This window comes from Cupriavidus nantongensis (assembly GCF_001598055.1).
Classification (GTDB): Bacteria; Pseudomonadota; Gammaproteobacteria; order Burkholderiales; family Burkholderiaceae; genus Cupriavidus; species Cupriavidus nantongensis.
Genome location: NZ_CP014844.1, coordinates 980573 through 997070, shown reverse-complemented (window position 1 = coordinate 997070; position 16498 = coordinate 980573). Strand labels below are relative to the sequence as shown.

The 16498-nt window shown below is 69.3% G+C and carries 12 protein-coding genes; 9 read left to right on the top strand and 3 right to left on the bottom strand.

The window, feature by feature from the left end:
* Positions 1-134: 134 nt before the first annotated feature.
* From hutU to A2G96_RS04515, 7 genes are all read left to right on the top strand, one after another.
* Positions 135-1820: a urocanate hydratase gene (hutU, locus tag A2G96_RS04545; RefSeq protein ID WP_062797168.1), complete on the top strand. Its 1686-nt coding sequence runs from the start codon at positions 135-137 to the stop codon at positions 1818-1820.
* Positions 1821-2003: 183 nt separating this feature from the next.
* Positions 2004-3311: an MFS transporter gene (locus A2G96_RS04540; protein WP_062797166.1), complete on the top strand. Its 1308-nt coding sequence runs from the start codon at positions 2004-2006 to the stop codon at positions 3309-3311.
* Positions 3308-4279, top strand: coding sequence for a formimidoylglutamase (gene hutG, locus A2G96_RS04535; protein ID WP_062797164.1), 972 nt, complete (start codon positions 3308-3310; stop codon positions 4277-4279). Before A2G96_RS04540 ends, hutG begins: the two co-directional genes overlap by 4 nt.
* A 465-nt stretch (positions 4280-4744) precedes the next feature.
* Positions 4745-6055 (top strand): dicarboxylate/amino acid:cation symporter, encoded by a 1311-nt coding sequence (locus A2G96_RS04530; RefSeq protein ID WP_062797162.1) that lies wholly within the window; start codon positions 4745-4747, stop codon positions 6053-6055.
* A 165-nt stretch (positions 6056-6220) separates the two neighbouring features.
* Positions 6221-8218 carry a sensor histidine kinase gene (locus A2G96_RS04525; protein ID WP_082818845.1) on the top strand — a complete coding sequence of 666 codons (1998 nt, stop codon included), beginning with the start codon at positions 6221-6223 and terminating at the stop codon, positions 8216-8218.
* Complete coding sequence (locus tag A2G96_RS04520; RefSeq protein ID WP_062802055.1) at positions 8208-9527, top strand: sigma-54-dependent transcriptional regulator; 1320 nt, start codon at positions 8208-8210, stop codon at positions 9525-9527. The genes A2G96_RS04525 and A2G96_RS04520 overlap by 11 nt, the downstream gene beginning before the upstream one ends.
* 534 nt (positions 9528-10061) lie before the next feature.
* Positions 10062-10658, top strand: coding sequence for a helix-turn-helix domain-containing protein (locus tag A2G96_RS04515; RefSeq protein ID WP_062797159.1), 597 nt, complete (start codon positions 10062-10064; stop codon positions 10656-10658).
* Positions 10659-10685: 27 nt separating this feature from the next.
* On the opposite strand, the gene A2G96_RS04510 is transcribed toward A2G96_RS04515, so the two are convergent.
* Positions 10686-11771, bottom strand: a complete 1086-nt coding sequence (locus A2G96_RS04510; RefSeq protein WP_062797157.1) for an ornithine cyclodeaminase — start codon at positions 11769-11771, stop codon at positions 10686-10688.
* Positions 11772-11787: 16 nt separating this feature from the next.
* Positions 11788-12666, bottom strand: a complete 879-nt coding sequence (locus A2G96_RS04505; protein ID WP_150124048.1) for a dimethylarginine dimethylaminohydrolase family protein — start codon at positions 12664-12666, stop codon at positions 11788-11790.
* 188 nt (positions 12667-12854) lie between these two features.
* Between A2G96_RS04505 and A2G96_RS04500 the strand changes: the two genes are divergently transcribed.
* Positions 12855-13274 (top strand): Lrp/AsnC family transcriptional regulator, encoded by a 420-nt coding sequence (locus A2G96_RS04500; protein WP_062797152.1) that lies wholly within the window; start codon positions 12855-12857, stop codon positions 13272-13274.
* 24 nt (positions 13275-13298) lie between these two features.
* Here the strand turns inward: A2G96_RS04500 and A2G96_RS04495 are convergent, their stop codons facing one another.
* Entirely contained in the window at positions 13299-15056 is a 1758-nt protein-coding gene (locus tag A2G96_RS04495; protein WP_062797150.1) for a chloride channel protein, read from the bottom strand.
* Between the two features lie 140 nt (positions 15057-15196).
* Here A2G96_RS04495 and A2G96_RS04490 point away from each other — a divergent pair, with 140 nt between their 5' ends.
* Complete coding sequence (locus tag A2G96_RS04490) at positions 15197-16333, top strand: HPP family protein (RefSeq protein WP_062797148.1); 1137 nt, start codon at positions 15197-15199, stop codon at positions 16331-16333.
* The last annotated feature ends 165 nt before the right edge of the window (positions 16334-16498 follow it).

Below are 16498 nucleotides of genomic sequence, written 5' to 3'. Positions count from 1 at the left end.
ACGAAGGCGGCGCATCCTGCCGCCCCGCCCTACGGGATTACCCCGATTCATCCGTACTTGTATATACAGGAATATACATGCCTATGCGTTGACCCAAGCGCGCGTTCCAGACCGCAAGACCGAAGGAGTTTCCCGTGACCCAGACCCCCACCCAACCCACGCGTTTCCGCGACACCGAAATTCGCGCCCCCCGTGGCACCAAGCTCACCGCCAAGAGCTGGCTGACCGAAGCGCCGCTGCGCATGCTGATGAACAACCTCGATCCCGAGGTCGCGGAGAACCCGAAGGAACTGGTGGTCTACGGCGGCATCGGCCGCGCCGCGCGCAACTGGGAATGCTATGACCGCATCGTCGAGGCCCTGACGCGGCTGGAACACGACCAGACCCTGCTGGTGCAGTCGGGCAAGCCGGTCGGCGTGTTCCGCACCCACCGCGACGCCCCGCGCGTGCTGATCGCCAACTCCAACCTGGTGCCGCACTGGGCCAACTGGGAGCATTTCAACGAACTCGACGCCAGGGGCCTGGCCATGTATGGCCAGATGACCGCCGGCAGCTGGATCTACATCGGCAGCCAGGGCATCGTGCAGGGCACGTATGAAACCTTCGTCGAAGCCGGCCGCCAGCACTACGGTGGCGAGCTGAAGGGCCGCTGGGTGCTGACCGCGGGCCTGGGTGGCATGGGCGGCGCGCAGCCGCTGGCGGCGACGCTGGCCGGCGCGTGCTCGCTGAACATCGAATGCCAGCAGAGCCGCATCGACTTCCGCCTGAAGACCCGCTATGTCGACGAGCAGGCCACCGACCTCGATGACGCGCTGGCCCGCATCGACCGCTACACCGCGCAAGGCAAGGCGATCTCGATCGCGCTGTGCGCCAATGCCGCCGAGGTGCTGCCCGAGCTGGTGCGCCGCGGCGTGCGCCCGGACATGGTCACCGACCAGACCAGCGCGCACGACCCGCTCAACGGCTACCTGCCCGCCGGCTGGAGCTGGGACGAATACCGCGAGCGCGCGCAGCGCGAGCCGGCCGTGGTGGTGAAGGCCGCCAAGGCGTCGATGGCCGCGCACGTGCGTGCCATGCTGGACTTCCAGAAGCTGGGCGTGCCGACCTTCGACTACGGCAACAACATCCGCCAGATGGCCAAGGAAGAAGGCGTGGCCAACGCCTTCGACTTCCCCGGCTTCGTGCCCGCCTATATCCGCCCGCTGTTCTGCCGCGGCATCGGCCCGTTCCGCTGGGCCGCGCTGTCGGGCGATCCGCAGGACATCTACAAGACCGACGCCAAGGTCAAGGAACTGATCCCCGACGACGCGCACCTGCACCGCTGGCTCGACATGGCGCGCGAGCGCATCAGCTTCCAGGGCCTGCCGGCTCGGATCTGCTGGGTCGGCCTGGGCCTGCGGGCCAAGCTGGGGCTGGCGTTCAACGAGATGGTGCGCAGCGGCGAGCTGTCGGCGCCGGTCGTGATCGGCCGCGACCACCTCGACTCGGGCTCGGTCGCCAGCCCCAACCGCGAGACCGAGGCCATGCAGGACGGCTCCGACGCGGTGTCCGACTGGCCGCTGCTGAACGCGCTGCTGAATACCGCCAGCGGCGCGACCTGGGTCTCGCTGCACCACGGCGGCGGCGTGGGCATGGGCTTCTCGCAGCATTCCGGCGTGGTGATCGTCTGCGACGGCACCGATGAAGCCGCCGCGCGCATCGCCCGCGTGCTGCACAACGACCCCGCCACCGGCGTGATGCGCCATGCCGACGCCGGCTACCAGATCGCCGTCGACTGCGCGCGCGAGCAGGGCCTGGACCTGCCGATGCTGCGCGACTGATCGACGCTCACGCACCCAGTGTTTGCTCCCCTCTCCCGCTTGCGGGAGAGGGGCGGGGGAGAGGGCGGGCGTGTGCAATAGCGACACGCTTTCCACATGGAGACGCCGGCCCTCTCCCCCGGCCCCTCTCCCACTGACGTGGGAGAGGGGAGCAAACCCACGCATTCCACCGGAGACAACCGCATGCCACCCAATATCACTGCGCCCGCCTACGACGGTGCAGCCGGCGCCCACACCCCAGCGCTCTCGCGCACCCGCGCCATTGCCGCCATCACCATCGGCAACGGCCTCGAGTTCTACGATTTTGTCGTCTACAGCTTTTTTGCCACGCTGATCGGCCGCCTTTATTTCCCCGTCGACAACCCCACCGGCCAGCTGCTGATGTCGTTCGCCACCTTCGGCGTCGGCTTCCTGATGCGTCCGCTCGGCGGCCTGCTGATCGGCATGTACGCCGACCGCGCCGGGCGCAAGCCGGCGGTGGCGCTGACGCTGTGGCTGATGGGCCTGAGCTCGCTGATCTTCGTGGTGACGCCGCCGTACGCGCAGATCGGCATCCTCGCGCCGGTCATGGTGGTGATCGCCCGGCTGGTGCAGGGCTTCGCCATCGGCGGCGAGATGGGCGCATCGACCGCGCTGCTGCTGGAATACGCCGACGACCGCACGCGCGGCTTCTATACCGCCTGGCAGCCGTTCAGCCAGGGCCTGGCGGCGCTGCTGGGCGCCATCACCGGGCTGGTGCTGAGCACCCTGCTGGCACCGGCCGAGCTCGAAGCATGGGGCTGGCGCCTGGCCTTCCTGATCGGCATCCTGGTGATCCCGGTCGGCCTGCTGATCCGCCGCCGCCTGGAAGAGACCGCCACGCCCGCGCACCACGGCGAGCACGCCGCGCAATGGCCGCTGCTGCGCCAGCATGCGCGCGAGGTCTTTGCCAGCATCCTGCTAATGATCGGCCTGGCCTCTTCCACCTATATCGTCGTCTACTACCTCAGCAACTACGCGGTCAGCGTGCTGAAGATGCCGCTGTCGCTGGGCATCTGGGCCGGCTGCGTCGCCGCGGCGGTGCAGGTCGTGCTGTCGCCGTTCGCCGGCTGGCTGGCCGACCGCGTCGGCCGCAAGGCCGTGGTGCTGTGGTCGCGCGTGGCGCTGCTGGCGATGGTCTACCCGGCGTTCGTGCTGATCAATGCCGAACCCTCGCTGGCGCGGCTGCTGGTGGTGGTGGCGTGCCTGTCGGTGCCGATGTCGATGACCGCGCCGGCGTCGATGGTGCTGGTCAGCGAGGTGCTGCCCAGGCGCCTGCGCGCCACCGGCCTGTCGATCGCCTACTGCGTCGCCATCGCCATCTTCGGCGGCTTTGCGCAGTACTTCTCGACCCGGCTGATCCAGGCCACCGGCAACGCCAACGCCCCGGCGCTGTACGTGATCGGCTGCGGCGTGGTGTCGCTGCTCGGCCTGCTGATGGTGCCCGAGACGCTGGGGCGCCGGCTGAAATGAGCGACCTGGCAGAGTTCGCGCGAGCGACTGACGCCGACCACGATACGGTCTGGCGCGGCCGCCGCGATACCGGCGAGGCCGGCGACACCCGGCGATTGTTCGATATCGTCGCCGGCCCTGCCACGCCGCGCACGCCCGGCGTGCCGGTGCTGCTGGGCTTCTGCTGCGACGCCGGCGTGGTGCGCAACCAGGGCCGCCCCGGCGCCGCCGCGGGGCCGCGCGAGATCCGCCGCGCGCTGGCCGGCGTGCCGGCGCACGGCATCGGCCGGCTGATCGACGGCGGCGACATCCACTGCGAAGGCGATGCGCTGGAGGCCGCGCAGCAGCGCCTCGCACAGGCCGTGGCCGCCGAACTGGCGGTCGGCGCCTGGCCGCTGGTGCTGGGCGGCGGGCACGAAGTGGCCTGGGGCACGTGGCAAGGCCTGCGCATGCACCTGGACGCGCACGGCGACCGCGGCCGCGTGCTGATCGTCAACCTCGACGCGCATTTCGACCTGCGTGCCAGCCGCCCCGGCAGCTCCGGCACGCCCTTCGACCAGATCGCCGCCGATTGCCGCCGGCGCGGCCTGCCGTTCGACTACGCCTGCCTGGGCGTGAGCCGGCTGGCCAATACCGCCGCGCTGTTCGCGCGCGCGCATGCGCTGGGCGTGCGCCATGTCGAGGACACCGAGATGCAGGAGCGCCACCTAGACGCGCGCCTGGCCGAACTGGAGCGCTGGGTCGCCGATGCCGACCACGTCTACCTGACCATCGACCTCGACGTGCTGCCGGCCGCGGTCATGCCCGGGGTGTCGGCGCCGGCCGCCTACGGCGTGCCGCTGGCAGTGGTCGAGGCCATCGCTACGCTGCTGCGCGACAGCGGCAAGCTGCGCGTGGCGGACCTTGCCGAGTTCAACCCGCGGTACGACCGCGACGGCTGCGGCGCGCGGGTGGCGGCAAGGTTGTGCTACCGCCTCCTCGGCGGCTGAAACGCCGCCACTGACGGCAAACCATCCCCCTCCGTACACCCACAAAACCTCGGGTTTACACCTAGAACGCCGTTCGGAATCCCGAACGGCGCTCCTCCCACCTGATCCGGTTTCCCGAACCAGGCGCCGGAATCACATCATTTTCCCCTTTGTATTCAACGGCTTGCATAGCCCCGGCGAACCCTTCGCGCTGGCACGGCACGTGCAATATAGGCCGCCGCTCACAGCGCCCAACAGGTACGCCGGCACGCTCCCAGCGTCCCGGCCGATGCCGAAAAAACAAAGGAGGACACACCCATGACCGACCCTGCCTTGCCCACCCCCGCCGCCATCCCGGCGCACCCCCGGCACCTGTTGCCGCGCTGAACCCTGACACGGCCGGCCCGGCGCCCCGACGTCGCCCAGCCTTCCTGCAATACAGTCGCCCGTCCCTTCCCGGGAACGGTCGCACAGGCCTGATCCACGATGAAACTGAATCGACTGCCCACCCTGATCTTCATTGCGATGCTGCTAGGCGTGCTGGCCGGCACCGCCGCGCACAACCTGGCGCCGGACGCCGACACCGCCAAATCGATTGCCAACCACCTGTCCATCCTGACCGACATCTTCCTGCGGATGATCAAGATGATCATCGGCCCGCTGGTGTTCGCGACGCTGGTAGCCGGCATCGCCAGCATGGGCGACGGCCGCGCCGTCGGCCGCATCGGCATGAAGGCGATGATGTGGTTCATCGGCGCCTCGGTCACCTCGCTGCTGCTCGGCCTGGTCATGGCCAACCTGCTGCAGCCCGGTCACGGCATGAACCTGGCGCTGCCCGCGGCGGACGCCAGCTCGAACCTGAAGACCGGGGCGCTGAACCTGCGCGATTTCATCGCGCACATGTTCCCCAAGAGCTTCGTCGAGGCGATGGCGAACAACGAGATCCTGCAGATCGTGGTGTTCTCGCTGTTCTTCGGCTTTGCGCTGGGCACCGTCAAGGACGGCGTCGGCAAGCCGGTGCTGCAGGGCATCGAGGGCCTGGCCGACGTGATGCTGAAGGTCACCAACTACGTGATGGCGTTCGCCCCGGTGGGCGTGTTCGGCGCGATCGCGGCGGTGATCACCGCGCAGGGCCTGGGCGTGCTGGTGGTCTACGCCAAGCTGCTGGGCAGCCTGTACCTGGCGCTGGCGCTGCTGTGGGTGGCGCTGATCGCCGGCGGCTACTGCTTCCTGGGCCGTGACGTGTTCCGCCTGCTCAAGCTGATGCGCGCGCCGCTGATGATCGGCTTCGCCACCGCCAGCAGCGAATCGGCCTACCCCAAGGTGATCGACCAGCTGACCCGCTTCGGCGTCAAGGAGCGCATCACCAACTTCGTGCTGCCGCTGGGCTACTCGTTCAACCTGGACGGTTCGATCATGTACACCTCGTTTGCCGCGCTGTTCGTGGCGCAGGTGTACGGCATCGAGCTGTCGCTGACCCAGCAGATCACCATGCTGCTGGTGCTGCTGGTCACCAGCAAGGGCATCGCCGGCGTGCCGCGCGCCTCGCTGGTGGTGGTCGCCGCCGTGCTGCCGATGTTCGGCCTGCCCGAGGCCGGCATCCTGCTGGTGCTGGGCATCGACCACGTACTCGACATGGGTCGCACCGTGACCAATGTGCTTGGCAATGCGATTGCCACCGCCGTCGTCGCCAAAAGCGAAGGCGCCATCGGCGCGCCGGTACCGTCCGAGGAGGATGAACCCGCCGCGGATACCACCACCGGCCTGGCACCTGCCCAGGTCCTGGCGGCCAAGTAACACCGTCCGCCAGGCGTGCCAGGGCCCGGTTGCCGATCAGGCGGCCGGGCCTTTTTGCATGGTGGCGGCCGGCACCCCCCGTTGGTGTGGTAAAAGTAGGCTCCCGCGCCCGGCTGCAGCCATTGCCGGCGCGGCGGCTATGCCACCTGCCTCGCCCAACACCTGATGACCGGCCCGCTACACCCTCCCGGCGATACCCCCCGCGCCACCGCCGCCAGCCACGCGCTTTCGGCCACACCCGCGGCCACCCCCGCTGCCCCTGCCGCGGCCAATGGATCGCGCCTGCCCCACGGCCTGCGCGGCGCCGCGCCGCTGCTGGCGCTGCTGGCCCTGGCAGTGCTGGTGGGACTGGCCGGCGCGCTCGGCTACCGCTACACCTACGACACCGCGCTGGCGCGCCAGGCCGAACGCGGCCAGGTGCAGCTGCGGCTGTACACGCAGGCGCTGGAAAGCGAGCTGGCGCACTACGACTACGTGCCCGGCCTGCTGTCGCTCGACGAACGCATCGCCGCGCTGCTGCTGCGCCCCGACGACGCCACCCGCACCGCGCGCGCCAACGAATACCTGAGCGCCCTCAATACCCGCGCCGGCACGCGCGTGATCTATGTGCTGGATGCGCACGGCAAGGTGCTGGCCACCAGCAACTGGCAGCGACCGGACAGCTATCTCGGCGAAGACCTGAGCTTCCGCCCGTATTTCCGCGCGGCGATGGAGGGCCAGCTGGGCCGCTTCTACGGCGTCGGCACCACCCGCAGCGAATCCGGCTACTACCTGTCGGCGCCGCTGGGCGAGCGCGACAACCCGGTCGGCGTGGCGGTGGTCAAGATCGGCCTGGAGCCGCTGGAAAACCGCTGGCAGGGTGCCGACAGCCAGATGCTGCTGAGCGACGAGAACGGCGTGGTGATCCTGGCGTCGGACCCGTCATGGAAGCTGGCCGCGCTGCGCCCGCTGTCGGCCGAGGCGCGCGAGCGCCTGGCGCGCAGCCTGCAGTACAACCGCGCGCCGCTGCCGCAGCTGCCGCTGACCCGGGTGCGCAAGCTCGACAATGGCAATGGCAGCAGCGTCGCTATCACCAGCGACGAGCTGGTACGGCTGCGGCGCGGCCCGCCGATGCTGGCCCAGCATGCCGCGCTGCCCGGCACCGACTGGCAGCTGACGCTGCTGACCAATACCTCGCAGGCGCGCGTGGCCGCGCTCAACACCGCGGCGCTGGCCGGCGTGCTGACCGCCTTCGTGCTGCTGCTGGGCGCGGCCTGGAACGTGCGCCGGCGCATCATCAATGAGCGCCTGGCGGCGCGCGCGGCGCTGGAGGCGGCCAACAGCGAACTCGAGCGCAAGGTGGCCGAGCGCACCGCCGACCTGTCCACCAGCAACCAGCGCCTGCAGGCCGAGGTCACCGAACGCATCCGCGCCGAGACCGTGCTGCGCCAGGCGCAGGACGGGCTGCTGCAGGCCGGCAAGCTGGCCGCGGTCGGGCAGATGTCGACCGGCATCGCGCACGAGCTGAACCAGCCGCTGGCGGCGCTGCGCACCATCTCCGGCAATACCGGCAAGTTCCTCGAGCGCGGCGACTACGCCACGGTGCGCGCCAACCTCGACACCATCATCGGCCTGGTCGAGCGCATGGGCCGCATCACCGGCGCGCTCAAGTCGTTCGCGCGCAAGCCCGGCAACGGCAGGCGCCAGGCGAACCTGGCCGAGGCGGTCGACAACGCGCTGTTCCTGCTGCAGACCCGCGTCGACGCGGTGCAGCCGGCGCTGCAGCGCGATGTCGACCCGGCGCTGGCGGTGGTGTGCGACCCCAACCGGCTGGAACAGGTGCTGGTCAACCTGCTCGGCAACGCGCTCGACGCAGTGGCCGGCAAGCCCGGCCCGCGCATCGCGCTGCATGCGCACGTCGCCGGCGGCATGGTCCACCTGACCGTGCGCGACAACGGCGCCGGCCTGTCCGAGGAAGTCTTCGCGCGGCTGTTCGAACCGTTCTTCACCACCAAGCCCGCGGGCCAGGGGCTGGGGCTGGGGCTGACGCTGTCGGCCGGCATCCTCAACGAGAACGGCGGCAGCCTGTCCGCCACCAACCATCCGGACGGCGGCGCCTGCTTCACGCTGGTGCTGCCGCTGGCGCTGGAATCCCATTCACAGGATGCCGAACATGCCGGCTGATCTGACCGTACTGGTGGTCGAAGACGATGCCGACGTGCGCCTGGGCTGCGAGCAGGCACTGCGGCTGGAAGGCATTGCCACGCGCGGCGTGGGCAGCGCCGAGGCCGCGCTGCGCGAGGCCGGCCCGGGCTATGCCGGCGTGGTGGTCAGCGACATCCGCCTGCCCGGCCAGGACGGCATGGCGCTGCTGGCGCAACTGCGCGCGCGCGACCCCGCGCTGCCGGTGATCATGATCACCGGCCACGGCGATGTCGGGCTGGCGGTGCAGGCGATGAAGCAAGGCGCCTACGACTTCCTGGAAAAGCCGTTCTCGCCCGAGCAGCTGGTCGATGCCACCCGCCGCGCGCTCGAGCAGCGCCGGCTCGCGCTGGAAGTATCAGAACTGCGAGAACGGCTGGCCGGCCGCGAAAAGCTCGAAACCCGGCTGATCGGCCATTCGCCCGCGGTCGAGCGGTTGCGACGCCTGATCGCCGACCTGGCCGGCACCGACGCCAACGTGCTGATCCACGGCGAGACCGGCACCGGCAAGGAGCTGGTCGCGCGCTGCCTGCACGAGGCCAGCCAGCGCCATGCGCGCAACTTTGTCGCGATCAACTGCGGCGGCCTGCCCGAGCAGCTGTTCGAAAGCGAGATCTTCGGGCATGAAGCGGGCTCGTTCACCGGCGCCGCGCGCCGCCGCATCGGCAAGATCGAGCATGCCGAAGGCGGCACGCTGTTTCTCGACGAGATCGAGAGCATGCCGATGCCGCTGCAGATCAAGCTGCTGCGCGTGCTGCAGGAGCGCGTGGTGGAACGGCTCGGCTCGAACCAGCCGGTACCCGTCAACACCCGCGTGGTGGCCGCCACCAAGGCCGACCTGCGCGCGCTGTCCGATGCCGGCCAGTTCCGCGCCGACCTGTACTACCGGCTGAACGTGATCACGCTGGAGTTGCCGCCGCTGCGCGAGCGGCGCGAGGACGTGCCGGCATTGTTTGAACATTTCGTCGCGCAGGCCGCGTTGCGCTTCGAGCGCGACGCGGTGCCGGCCACGCCGGCGGAACTGTCGGCGCTGGTGGCCTACCCGTGGCCGGGCAATGTGCGCGAGCTGCGCAACCTTGCCGAGCGCCATGTGCTGGGCCTCGGCTGCAACCCCGGTCACGGCGCCACCGCACCCGGGGCGATGCCGCTCGCGCAGGCCGTCGAACAGTTCGAGCGCGCGCTGATCGCCGACGCCATGCGCCGCCACGACGGCAACCTCAGCCGCGCCAGCGAAGCGCTGGGCGTGGCCAAGACCACGCTGTTCGACAAGGTGCGCAAGTACGGACTGTGAAACACACGGTAACGCGTGTTTGAAGCGGTACCGCTGAACGGAACCTGGGAGCGGAACCATGAAGCGGAACCAGGCGGCGGTACCGTTAAATGGAACCGGCAAGCGGACCCGTCATGCGGAACTGTGAAGCGCCCGCTGAATTCAGCACGCGCTGACATTGCCGGTCATGGGAACCATGGCGACGCGAGCGGGTCTGCACTGACACTCCTGTTGTCATCACAATGCGCTCAATGTGCGTTATGAAACAAAAGCCCCCCAGATTTATGTTTTTTCCTACAGATACTTTGTCGTTTGCGGCATATTATTAGGTTCCAGCAAATCCAGCATAGAGACATTCCAATACATTGGGATCGCGCTGCGCTTGCTGGAAATGCATAAAAGATCAAAACAACCACAAAAAGCAGCCTGGCCAGCGGGGGAGCGGGCCGGGCACACAGGGTCAGTCAACTGTTGGCAGTGACAAACGCGCGGCGCCAGTGCCAGGGGCCGCGTGCGCCATGACGGCGCGACTGCCTATGGACTACGGGTGATGGGATGAAACTTGATCCGGCACTGGCTGAAAAGCCTTACTACAGCACGCGGACAGCGGCAAAACTGCTCAACGTCTCACTGGGCACCGTCCAGAAGATGGTCGAGCGCGGCGAACTGGGGGCCTGGAAGACCAACGGCGGCCACCGGCGCATCCACAAGGAAACCGTGCATCGCCTGCTGGCGACGCGCATCGGGCCCGAGTCAGCGTCGCCGCACGGGCTCGACCTGGTGGTGTTCCACCCCAACCACCAGGAGGCGCAGCGCATCCACAGCCAGCTCGCCAAGTGGGGCCTGCCGCTCAAGAGCGTGGTGGTGGACGATGTGCTCGACACCGTCATCACCTCGGTCAGCGAGCATCCGCGCGTGGTGCTCTACTACGTCGACGAGCTCAACGATGCCGAGTCGGCCACGGTCGAGAAGCTGCAGAACTTCTTTGCCAGCCAGCACGTGATCTTTGCCGTCATCACCAACCGCCAGGCCTATGACGGCGTGGCCGATGCCCTGCAGCACTGGGGCATCATGGTGTTCCTGAAGACGCCCTCGCTCGAAGAGGTCAAGGGCTTCCTGCGCGCGCAGCTGATGATGGGCCGCGCCAGCTGAGCCTTCAGGCCACACTCCGGTGATGCTTCAGGCCACGGCCGCCGGCCGTGGCGCTGTCCGCCCGGCGCCGCCGCCTTCGGCCTGCGCCAGCATCCAGCCGTACAGGTTGCGCGGATCGGGCGGCATCGCCACCAGTTCCACCGCGGTGCCGGCGCGATTCGCCTGCGCAGCGGCGTAGAGCCAGCGCAGCGCGGCATAGTCTTCCAGCGCAAACCCCACCGAATCGAATACGGTCACCTCGTCCGCTGCGGCGCGGCCCGTGGCCTGGCCGGCTAGCACCTGCCACAGCTCGGTCACGGGCGTGTCGGCGGGCAGTTGCTGGATCTCGCCCTCGATGCGGGTCTGCGGTTCGTACTCCACCACGATGCGCGCGCGGCGCAGGATCTCGGCATGCAGCTCGGTCTTGCCGGGGCAGTCGCCGCCGACCGCGTTCAGGTGCATGCCGGGCCGCACCATGGCCGGCGTCAGGATGGTGGCACGGGTCTTGTCGGCGGTGACGGTCGAGACGATATCGGCGCCGGCCAGCGCGGCCCCGATCGAATCGGCACGCCGGATCGCCAGGCCGGGCACCGCGGCAAGATTGCGCATCAGCCGTGCAGTGGCGGCGGGATCGATGTCATAGGCAGCGATTTCGCGCACGCCCAGCATCGCGTGGAACGCCAGCACCTGGAACTCCGCCTGCGCGCCATTGCCGATCAGCGCCATGGTCGCCGCGCCCGGCCGCGCCATGGCGCGCGCCGCCAGCGCCGAGGTGGCCGCGGTGCGCAGCGCGGTGGCCAGTGTCAGGTCCGCCAGCAGCAGCGGGAAGCCGGTTTCCACCTCGGCCAGCAGGCCGCATGCCATCACCGTGGGCATGCCGTGCTGCGCATTGCGCGGATGGCCGTTGACGTACTTGAACGCATACTGGCTGCCGTCGCTGACCGGCATCAGCTCGATCACGCCGCGCGCCGAATGGCTGGCCAGCCGCGCCGACTTGTCGAAATCGGCCCAGCGCGCAAAGGCCTGGCGCACCTGCGCGGCCAGGTCGACGATGGCCGCCTGCGGGCCGATTGCGGCCACCAGCCGGGCGACGTCGGTAGCGTCGAGAAACAAGGTGCGGACAGTGTTCTTCATGACCCTCTCCCCGCGTTCAGGCCGCCGCCGCGGCGACGCCGCCTCCGCTGCTGCGGTCCAGCCGCAGCGTCATGCAATAGGCGCCGCCGCCCGACAGCATGAACGGCGACAGGTCGACCTCATGCAGCTGGTAGCCGCGCCGTCCCAGCTCGCTGCGCAGGTGCGGCGTGGTACGCGTCATCACCACCTGGTCATCGAGGTTGACCGCGTTGACGCTGAAATGGCGCAGGTCGTCGGCGCTGGCCTCGATGCGCAGCCGCGCCGGCACGCGCGCGCGCAGCTCGCGCAGCGCCACTGCGCTGAACGCCGGCGGGTAGTACAGCACCTCGCCGCCCGACAGCGGGCAGAAGCATACGTCGAGGTGATAGCTCTGCTCGGTGGCCAACTCCAGCGCCACCACGTCCTTGCCGAAATAGCGCGACACCGCCTGCGCCGCCTGGTGCGACGAACGCGGGCCGAAGCCGGCCCAGAAATGGCCGCGCCCCGCGTCCCAGATGCAATCGCCGGCGCCTTCCTGGTAGCACCCTTCCGGCAGCAGCGCGACTTCGTCGAGCAGGCCGCGCTCGCGCAGCTTGCCGAAGATGTCGGCGAACGGCGCTTCCTCGCCGCGCCGCTGCGGATAGCGGAAGCGCGCCAGCAGTGCGCGCCCGTCCAGCACCACGGCGGCGTTGGCGGGGAACACCATGTCGGGCAGCCCCGGCGCGCCGGGCGCCAGCTCCACCGCGAAGCCCGCGCGCCCGAGCGCGTCGCGCAGCGCATGGAACGACTGCATCGCATTGCGATGCATGCCGTGCGGATCGCGCGCCCAGGCGGCCGGGTCCATCCACGGATTGATGCTGTACGACACATCGTAGTAGGTCGGCTCGACCAGCAAGATGGTGGGGGTCTGGATCACGGCGGCTCCTGGTTGGCATGGCGGGTTCGACGGCATCCCGTCAGGGAAATCCATCCGTCGACTGAATTCTGGTGCAGGCACGCGTTAGCCAATAGCCAGCAAACTGGCCGGTTTGCGCCTACCATTGAGCAAAACGCCAGACCACGCTGCCGTTTTGCCAAATCGCCCACCCTGCGCCCTACCGCCCCATGGATGCCACCGACCAGCAGCTGATAGCCCTCCTGCGCGACAACGCGCGCACGCCGGTGACGGCACTGGCGCAGGCGCTGCGCGTATCGCGCGCCACCGTGCAGAACCGCATCGACAAACTGGAACAGGAAGGGCTGATCGTCGGCTACACCGTGCGCCTGCGGCCCGAAGCCGAGGCGCACCGCATCCGCGCCTGGATGACGGTCGCGGTCGACGGCAACAAGACCCGCGCCGTGCTGCAGGCGCTGCGCGGCGAGCCCAACGTGCAGGCGCTGCATACCACCAACGGCCGCTGGGACATCATCGCCGAGCTGCGCGCCGACACGCTCGAGGCCTTCGATCGCGCGCTCGACCGGATCCGGCTGATCGACGGCATCAGCGCCACCGAGACCAGCATCCTGCTGTCGACCTACAAGTAAGAAGGCCGCCCGGGCCCCGCCGCCTCAGGCGGCGGCGCGGCCGCGCAGGCGCTCGCGGCGCGACTCCTCATGGAATACATGGCCGCTCGGGCGCAGCAGGTCGCGCAGCGACACGATGCCCGCCAGGCGCATGGTTTCCACGCTTTCCACCACCGGCAGGCGCGCCACGCTCAGCGCCGCCATGCTGCCGGCGGCGGCGCGCGCGGTCTGGCCCGGCAGCAGTACATGCACGGGGGCGCCGAGCAGGTCGCGGCAGCGCAGGCCGGGCGGCACTTCGCCGGCGGCCAGGCCCCGAATGGCGGCACGCTCGAGCATGCCCAGCACGCGCCCATCGGCCACCACCGGGTAGGCGCGATGCGCGGCGTGTTCGCCGAAATAGCGCACCATGGCGTCCGCGACCGGCAGGTCGGCGTCGATCGCCACCACCTCGCGCGTCATCAGTTCGTCGACATGGGCGCGCTCGAGCGGATCGACACTGTATTCGCGGTAGATATGCAGGCCGCGCCGGGCGATCTTTTCGGTCATGATCGAGCGCTTCATTGCCAGCACCGAGAAGCCGTACGCCACCGCGGTGGTCAGCAGCAGCGGCAACAGCGCCTCGGTGTCATGGGTGAGCCCGAAGGCGAACACGATCGCGGTCAGCGGCGCGCCCAGCACGCTGCCCAGCACCCCTGCCATGCACACCAGCGCCCACAGCTGCGGCGAACCGCCGGGCAGCCACGGCGCCAGCACCACGCCCAGCCCCGCGCCCAGCATCAGCAGCGGCGCCAGCACGCCGCCCGAGGTGCCCGAGCCCAGCGCCGCGATCCAGATCACGGCCTTGACCGCCAGCAGCGCCAGCGCGATCTCGATGGCGATGCGGTTGTTGAGCAGGTCGCCGATCACGTCATAGCCGACGCCCAGCGCGCGCGGCTCGAAATAGCCGCCGATGCCGACCACCAGCCCGCCCAGCGCCGGCCACCACATCCAGTGCAGCGGCAGGCGCGCGAACGCATCCTCGGTGCGGTACAGCGCCAGCGTCAGCGCCGCGCCCAGCACGCCGCACAGCAGGCCGGCCAGCACGCACGACAGCAGCGCCGGGGTACCCGCCGCCGCGGTCTGCAGCGGGAACAGCGGTCCGGCCTCGAACACCAGCGGTCGCAGGAAACCCGCCACCGCGCATGCCAGCGCCACTGGCAGCAGGCTGCGGGGGCGCAGCTCGAACAGCAGCAGCTCCACCGCCAGCAGCACCGCCGCCACCGGGGTGCCGAAGATCGCCGTCATGCCGGCGCACGCGCCCGCGACCAGCAGCGCCTTGCGCTCGCCCGCGGTCAGGTGCAGGTACTGGGCCAGCAGCGACGCCAGCGAGCCCCCGGTCATGATGATCGGCCCTTCGGCACCGAACGGACCGCCGCTGCCGATCACGATGCCCGACGACAGCGGCTTGAGCACCGCCACCCGCGGCGACATCCTGCTCTTGCCGAACAACACCGCCTCGATCGCCTCGGGGATGCCGTGGCCGCGGATCTTGTCGCTGCCATAGCGGGCCATCAGGCCGACCACCAGGCCGCCCACCACCGGCACCGCGATCACCCACGCGCCCAGTGCATGGCCCGCCGGCGAGCGCTCCGCCAGCGACAGCGTCTGGTAGAAAAACAGGTTGGTGAAAAACCGGATCAGGTTCACCAGCACATCCGCGGCCACGGTGCTGAGCGCGCCGATCCCCAGCGCGATCACCGACAGCAGCAGCAGGCGGCGGTTGACGGCATAGTCGCGTTTCTCGACCGGCATGACAGACGACATCTCGGGGGCTCCTTGCAGTTCTATGCTCTGGTGCGGTGCGACATGCCCCATCACCGGGATTGCGCTGCACCAAAGGCGGCCAAATATATCACCCCGTGATATATTACGCGCACCATTCCAAAGCGCCCCCCGTCACAAGAATGCCAACCGCCCCCGTCTCCGCCCTGGCGCATAACGCCCGTGCCTGGCTGCGCACCTTTGTTCCGTTGCCCGTTGCCGCCAGCCGCAAGGAGCGCCTCAAGAGTTGCTTCGGCGCGCTGCTGGGCCTGCTCTGCACCGAATGGATCAGCCACCAGACGCTGGGCGGCTTCAACCCCTGGTTTGTCGCGCCAATGGGCGCCTCGGCGGTGCTGCTGTTCGCGGTGCCGGCATCACCGCTGGCGCAGCCGTGGTCGATCATCGGCGGCAACCTGATCGCCGGGGTCGTCGGCGTGGCCTGCGCGCGCTGGATTCCCGATCCCGGCCTCGCCGCCGCCGTCGCGGTGGCCGTCGCCATCGCGCTGATGTTCCAGTTCCATTGCGTGCATCCGCCCAGCGGTGCGGTGGCCATCACCGCCGTGTTCGGCGGGCCGGCGGTCAGTGCGCTGGGCTTCGGCTTCGTGGCGGTGCCGGTGCTGTTCAACTCGATGCTGCTGCTGATGATGGCGCTGGCCTTCAACAACCTGTCGCGGCGGCGCTACCCCCATCGTCCACCCGAGCCCGCGGTGCAGCATGGCACCCGGGACGTACCACCCACCCAGCGCGTCGGCGTAACCCGAGCGGACCTGGATGCGGCCCTGAAGGTACGCGGCGAATTCCTGGATATCGAGGAAGACGACCTCGAGCAGATCCTGGTGGCGGCGCAGCTGCGCGCGTATCGCCGTCATTTCGGCAACGTGCTGTGCGGCGAAATCATGTCGCGGGACGTGATCACGGTGACACCCGACCAGCCCGCCCATGAGGCCGGGCACCTGCTGTCGCGGCACCGCATCAAGGCGCTGCCGGTGGTCGATGCGACGCGCAAGCTGGTGGGGATCGTCACGCAGAGCGATTTTTTTGCGGCGCAGCGCGATACCGGCGCGCGGCGCCTGGCCGGCACCGTGCGCAACCTGATGACGCATGCCGTGGTCACGGCGCGGCCCGAGCAGCCGATGGTGGAACTGGCGCAGGCCTTCTCCGACGGCGGACTGCATCATGCGCCGGTGATCGATGACCAGCGGCGCGTAGTGGGGATGGTGACGCAGTCTGACCTGGTGGCGGCGTTGCTGAAGAGTGGGGTGATGGCGGTACCGGATTGAGGTTGGTTCCTGGATTCGGAGGCCTGACTGCGTTGATACGCCCGGCCCTCACCCCCGCCTCTCTCCCGCGAGCGCGAGGGGAGAAAACAAGCGGAAGGGGAAAGTCCTTTGGGCTCGCCAGCGATAGCGTGTGCGAGCGCAGCGACGCACTCCGTGCCAGAGCAG

What these genes read in the sequence shown, in the direction of transcription:
- A2G96_RS04540 (WP_062797166.1), top strand. Translation starts at nt 2,004, where the DNA reads ATGCCACCCAATATCACTGCGCCCGCCTACGACGGTGCAGCCGGCGCC.
- hutG (WP_062797164.1), top strand. Translation starts at nt 3,308, where the DNA reads ATGAGCGACCTGGCAGAGTTCGCGCGAGCGACTGACGCCGACCACGAT.
- A2G96_RS04530 (WP_062797162.1), top strand. Translation starts at nt 4,745, where the DNA reads ATGAAACTGAATCGACTGCCCACCCTGATCTTCATTGCGATGCTGCTA.
- A2G96_RS04525 (WP_082818845.1), top strand. Translation starts at nt 6,221, where the DNA reads ATGACCGGCCCGCTACACCCTCCCGGCGATACCCCCCGCGCCACCGCC.
- A2G96_RS04520 (WP_062802055.1), top strand. Translation starts at nt 8,208, where the DNA reads ATGCCGGCTGATCTGACCGTACTGGTGGTCGAAGACGATGCCGACGTG.
- A2G96_RS04515 (WP_062797159.1), top strand. Translation starts at nt 10,062, where the DNA reads ATGAAACTTGATCCGGCACTGGCTGAAAAGCCTTACTACAGCACGCGG.
- A2G96_RS04510 (WP_062797157.1), bottom strand. Translation starts at nt 11,771, where the DNA reads ATGAAGAACACTGTCCGCACCTTGTTTCTCGACGCTACCGACGTCGCC.
- A2G96_RS04500 (WP_062797152.1), top strand. Translation starts at nt 12,855, where the DNA reads ATGGATGCCACCGACCAGCAGCTGATAGCCCTCCTGCGCGACAACGCG.
- A2G96_RS04495 (WP_062797150.1), bottom strand. Translation starts at nt 15,056, where the DNA reads ATGTCGTCTGTCATGCCGGTCGAGAAACGCGACTATGCCGTCAACCGC.
- A2G96_RS04490 (WP_062797148.1), top strand. Translation starts at nt 15,197, where the DNA reads ATGCCAACCGCCCCCGTCTCCGCCCTGGCGCATAACGCCCGTGCCTGG.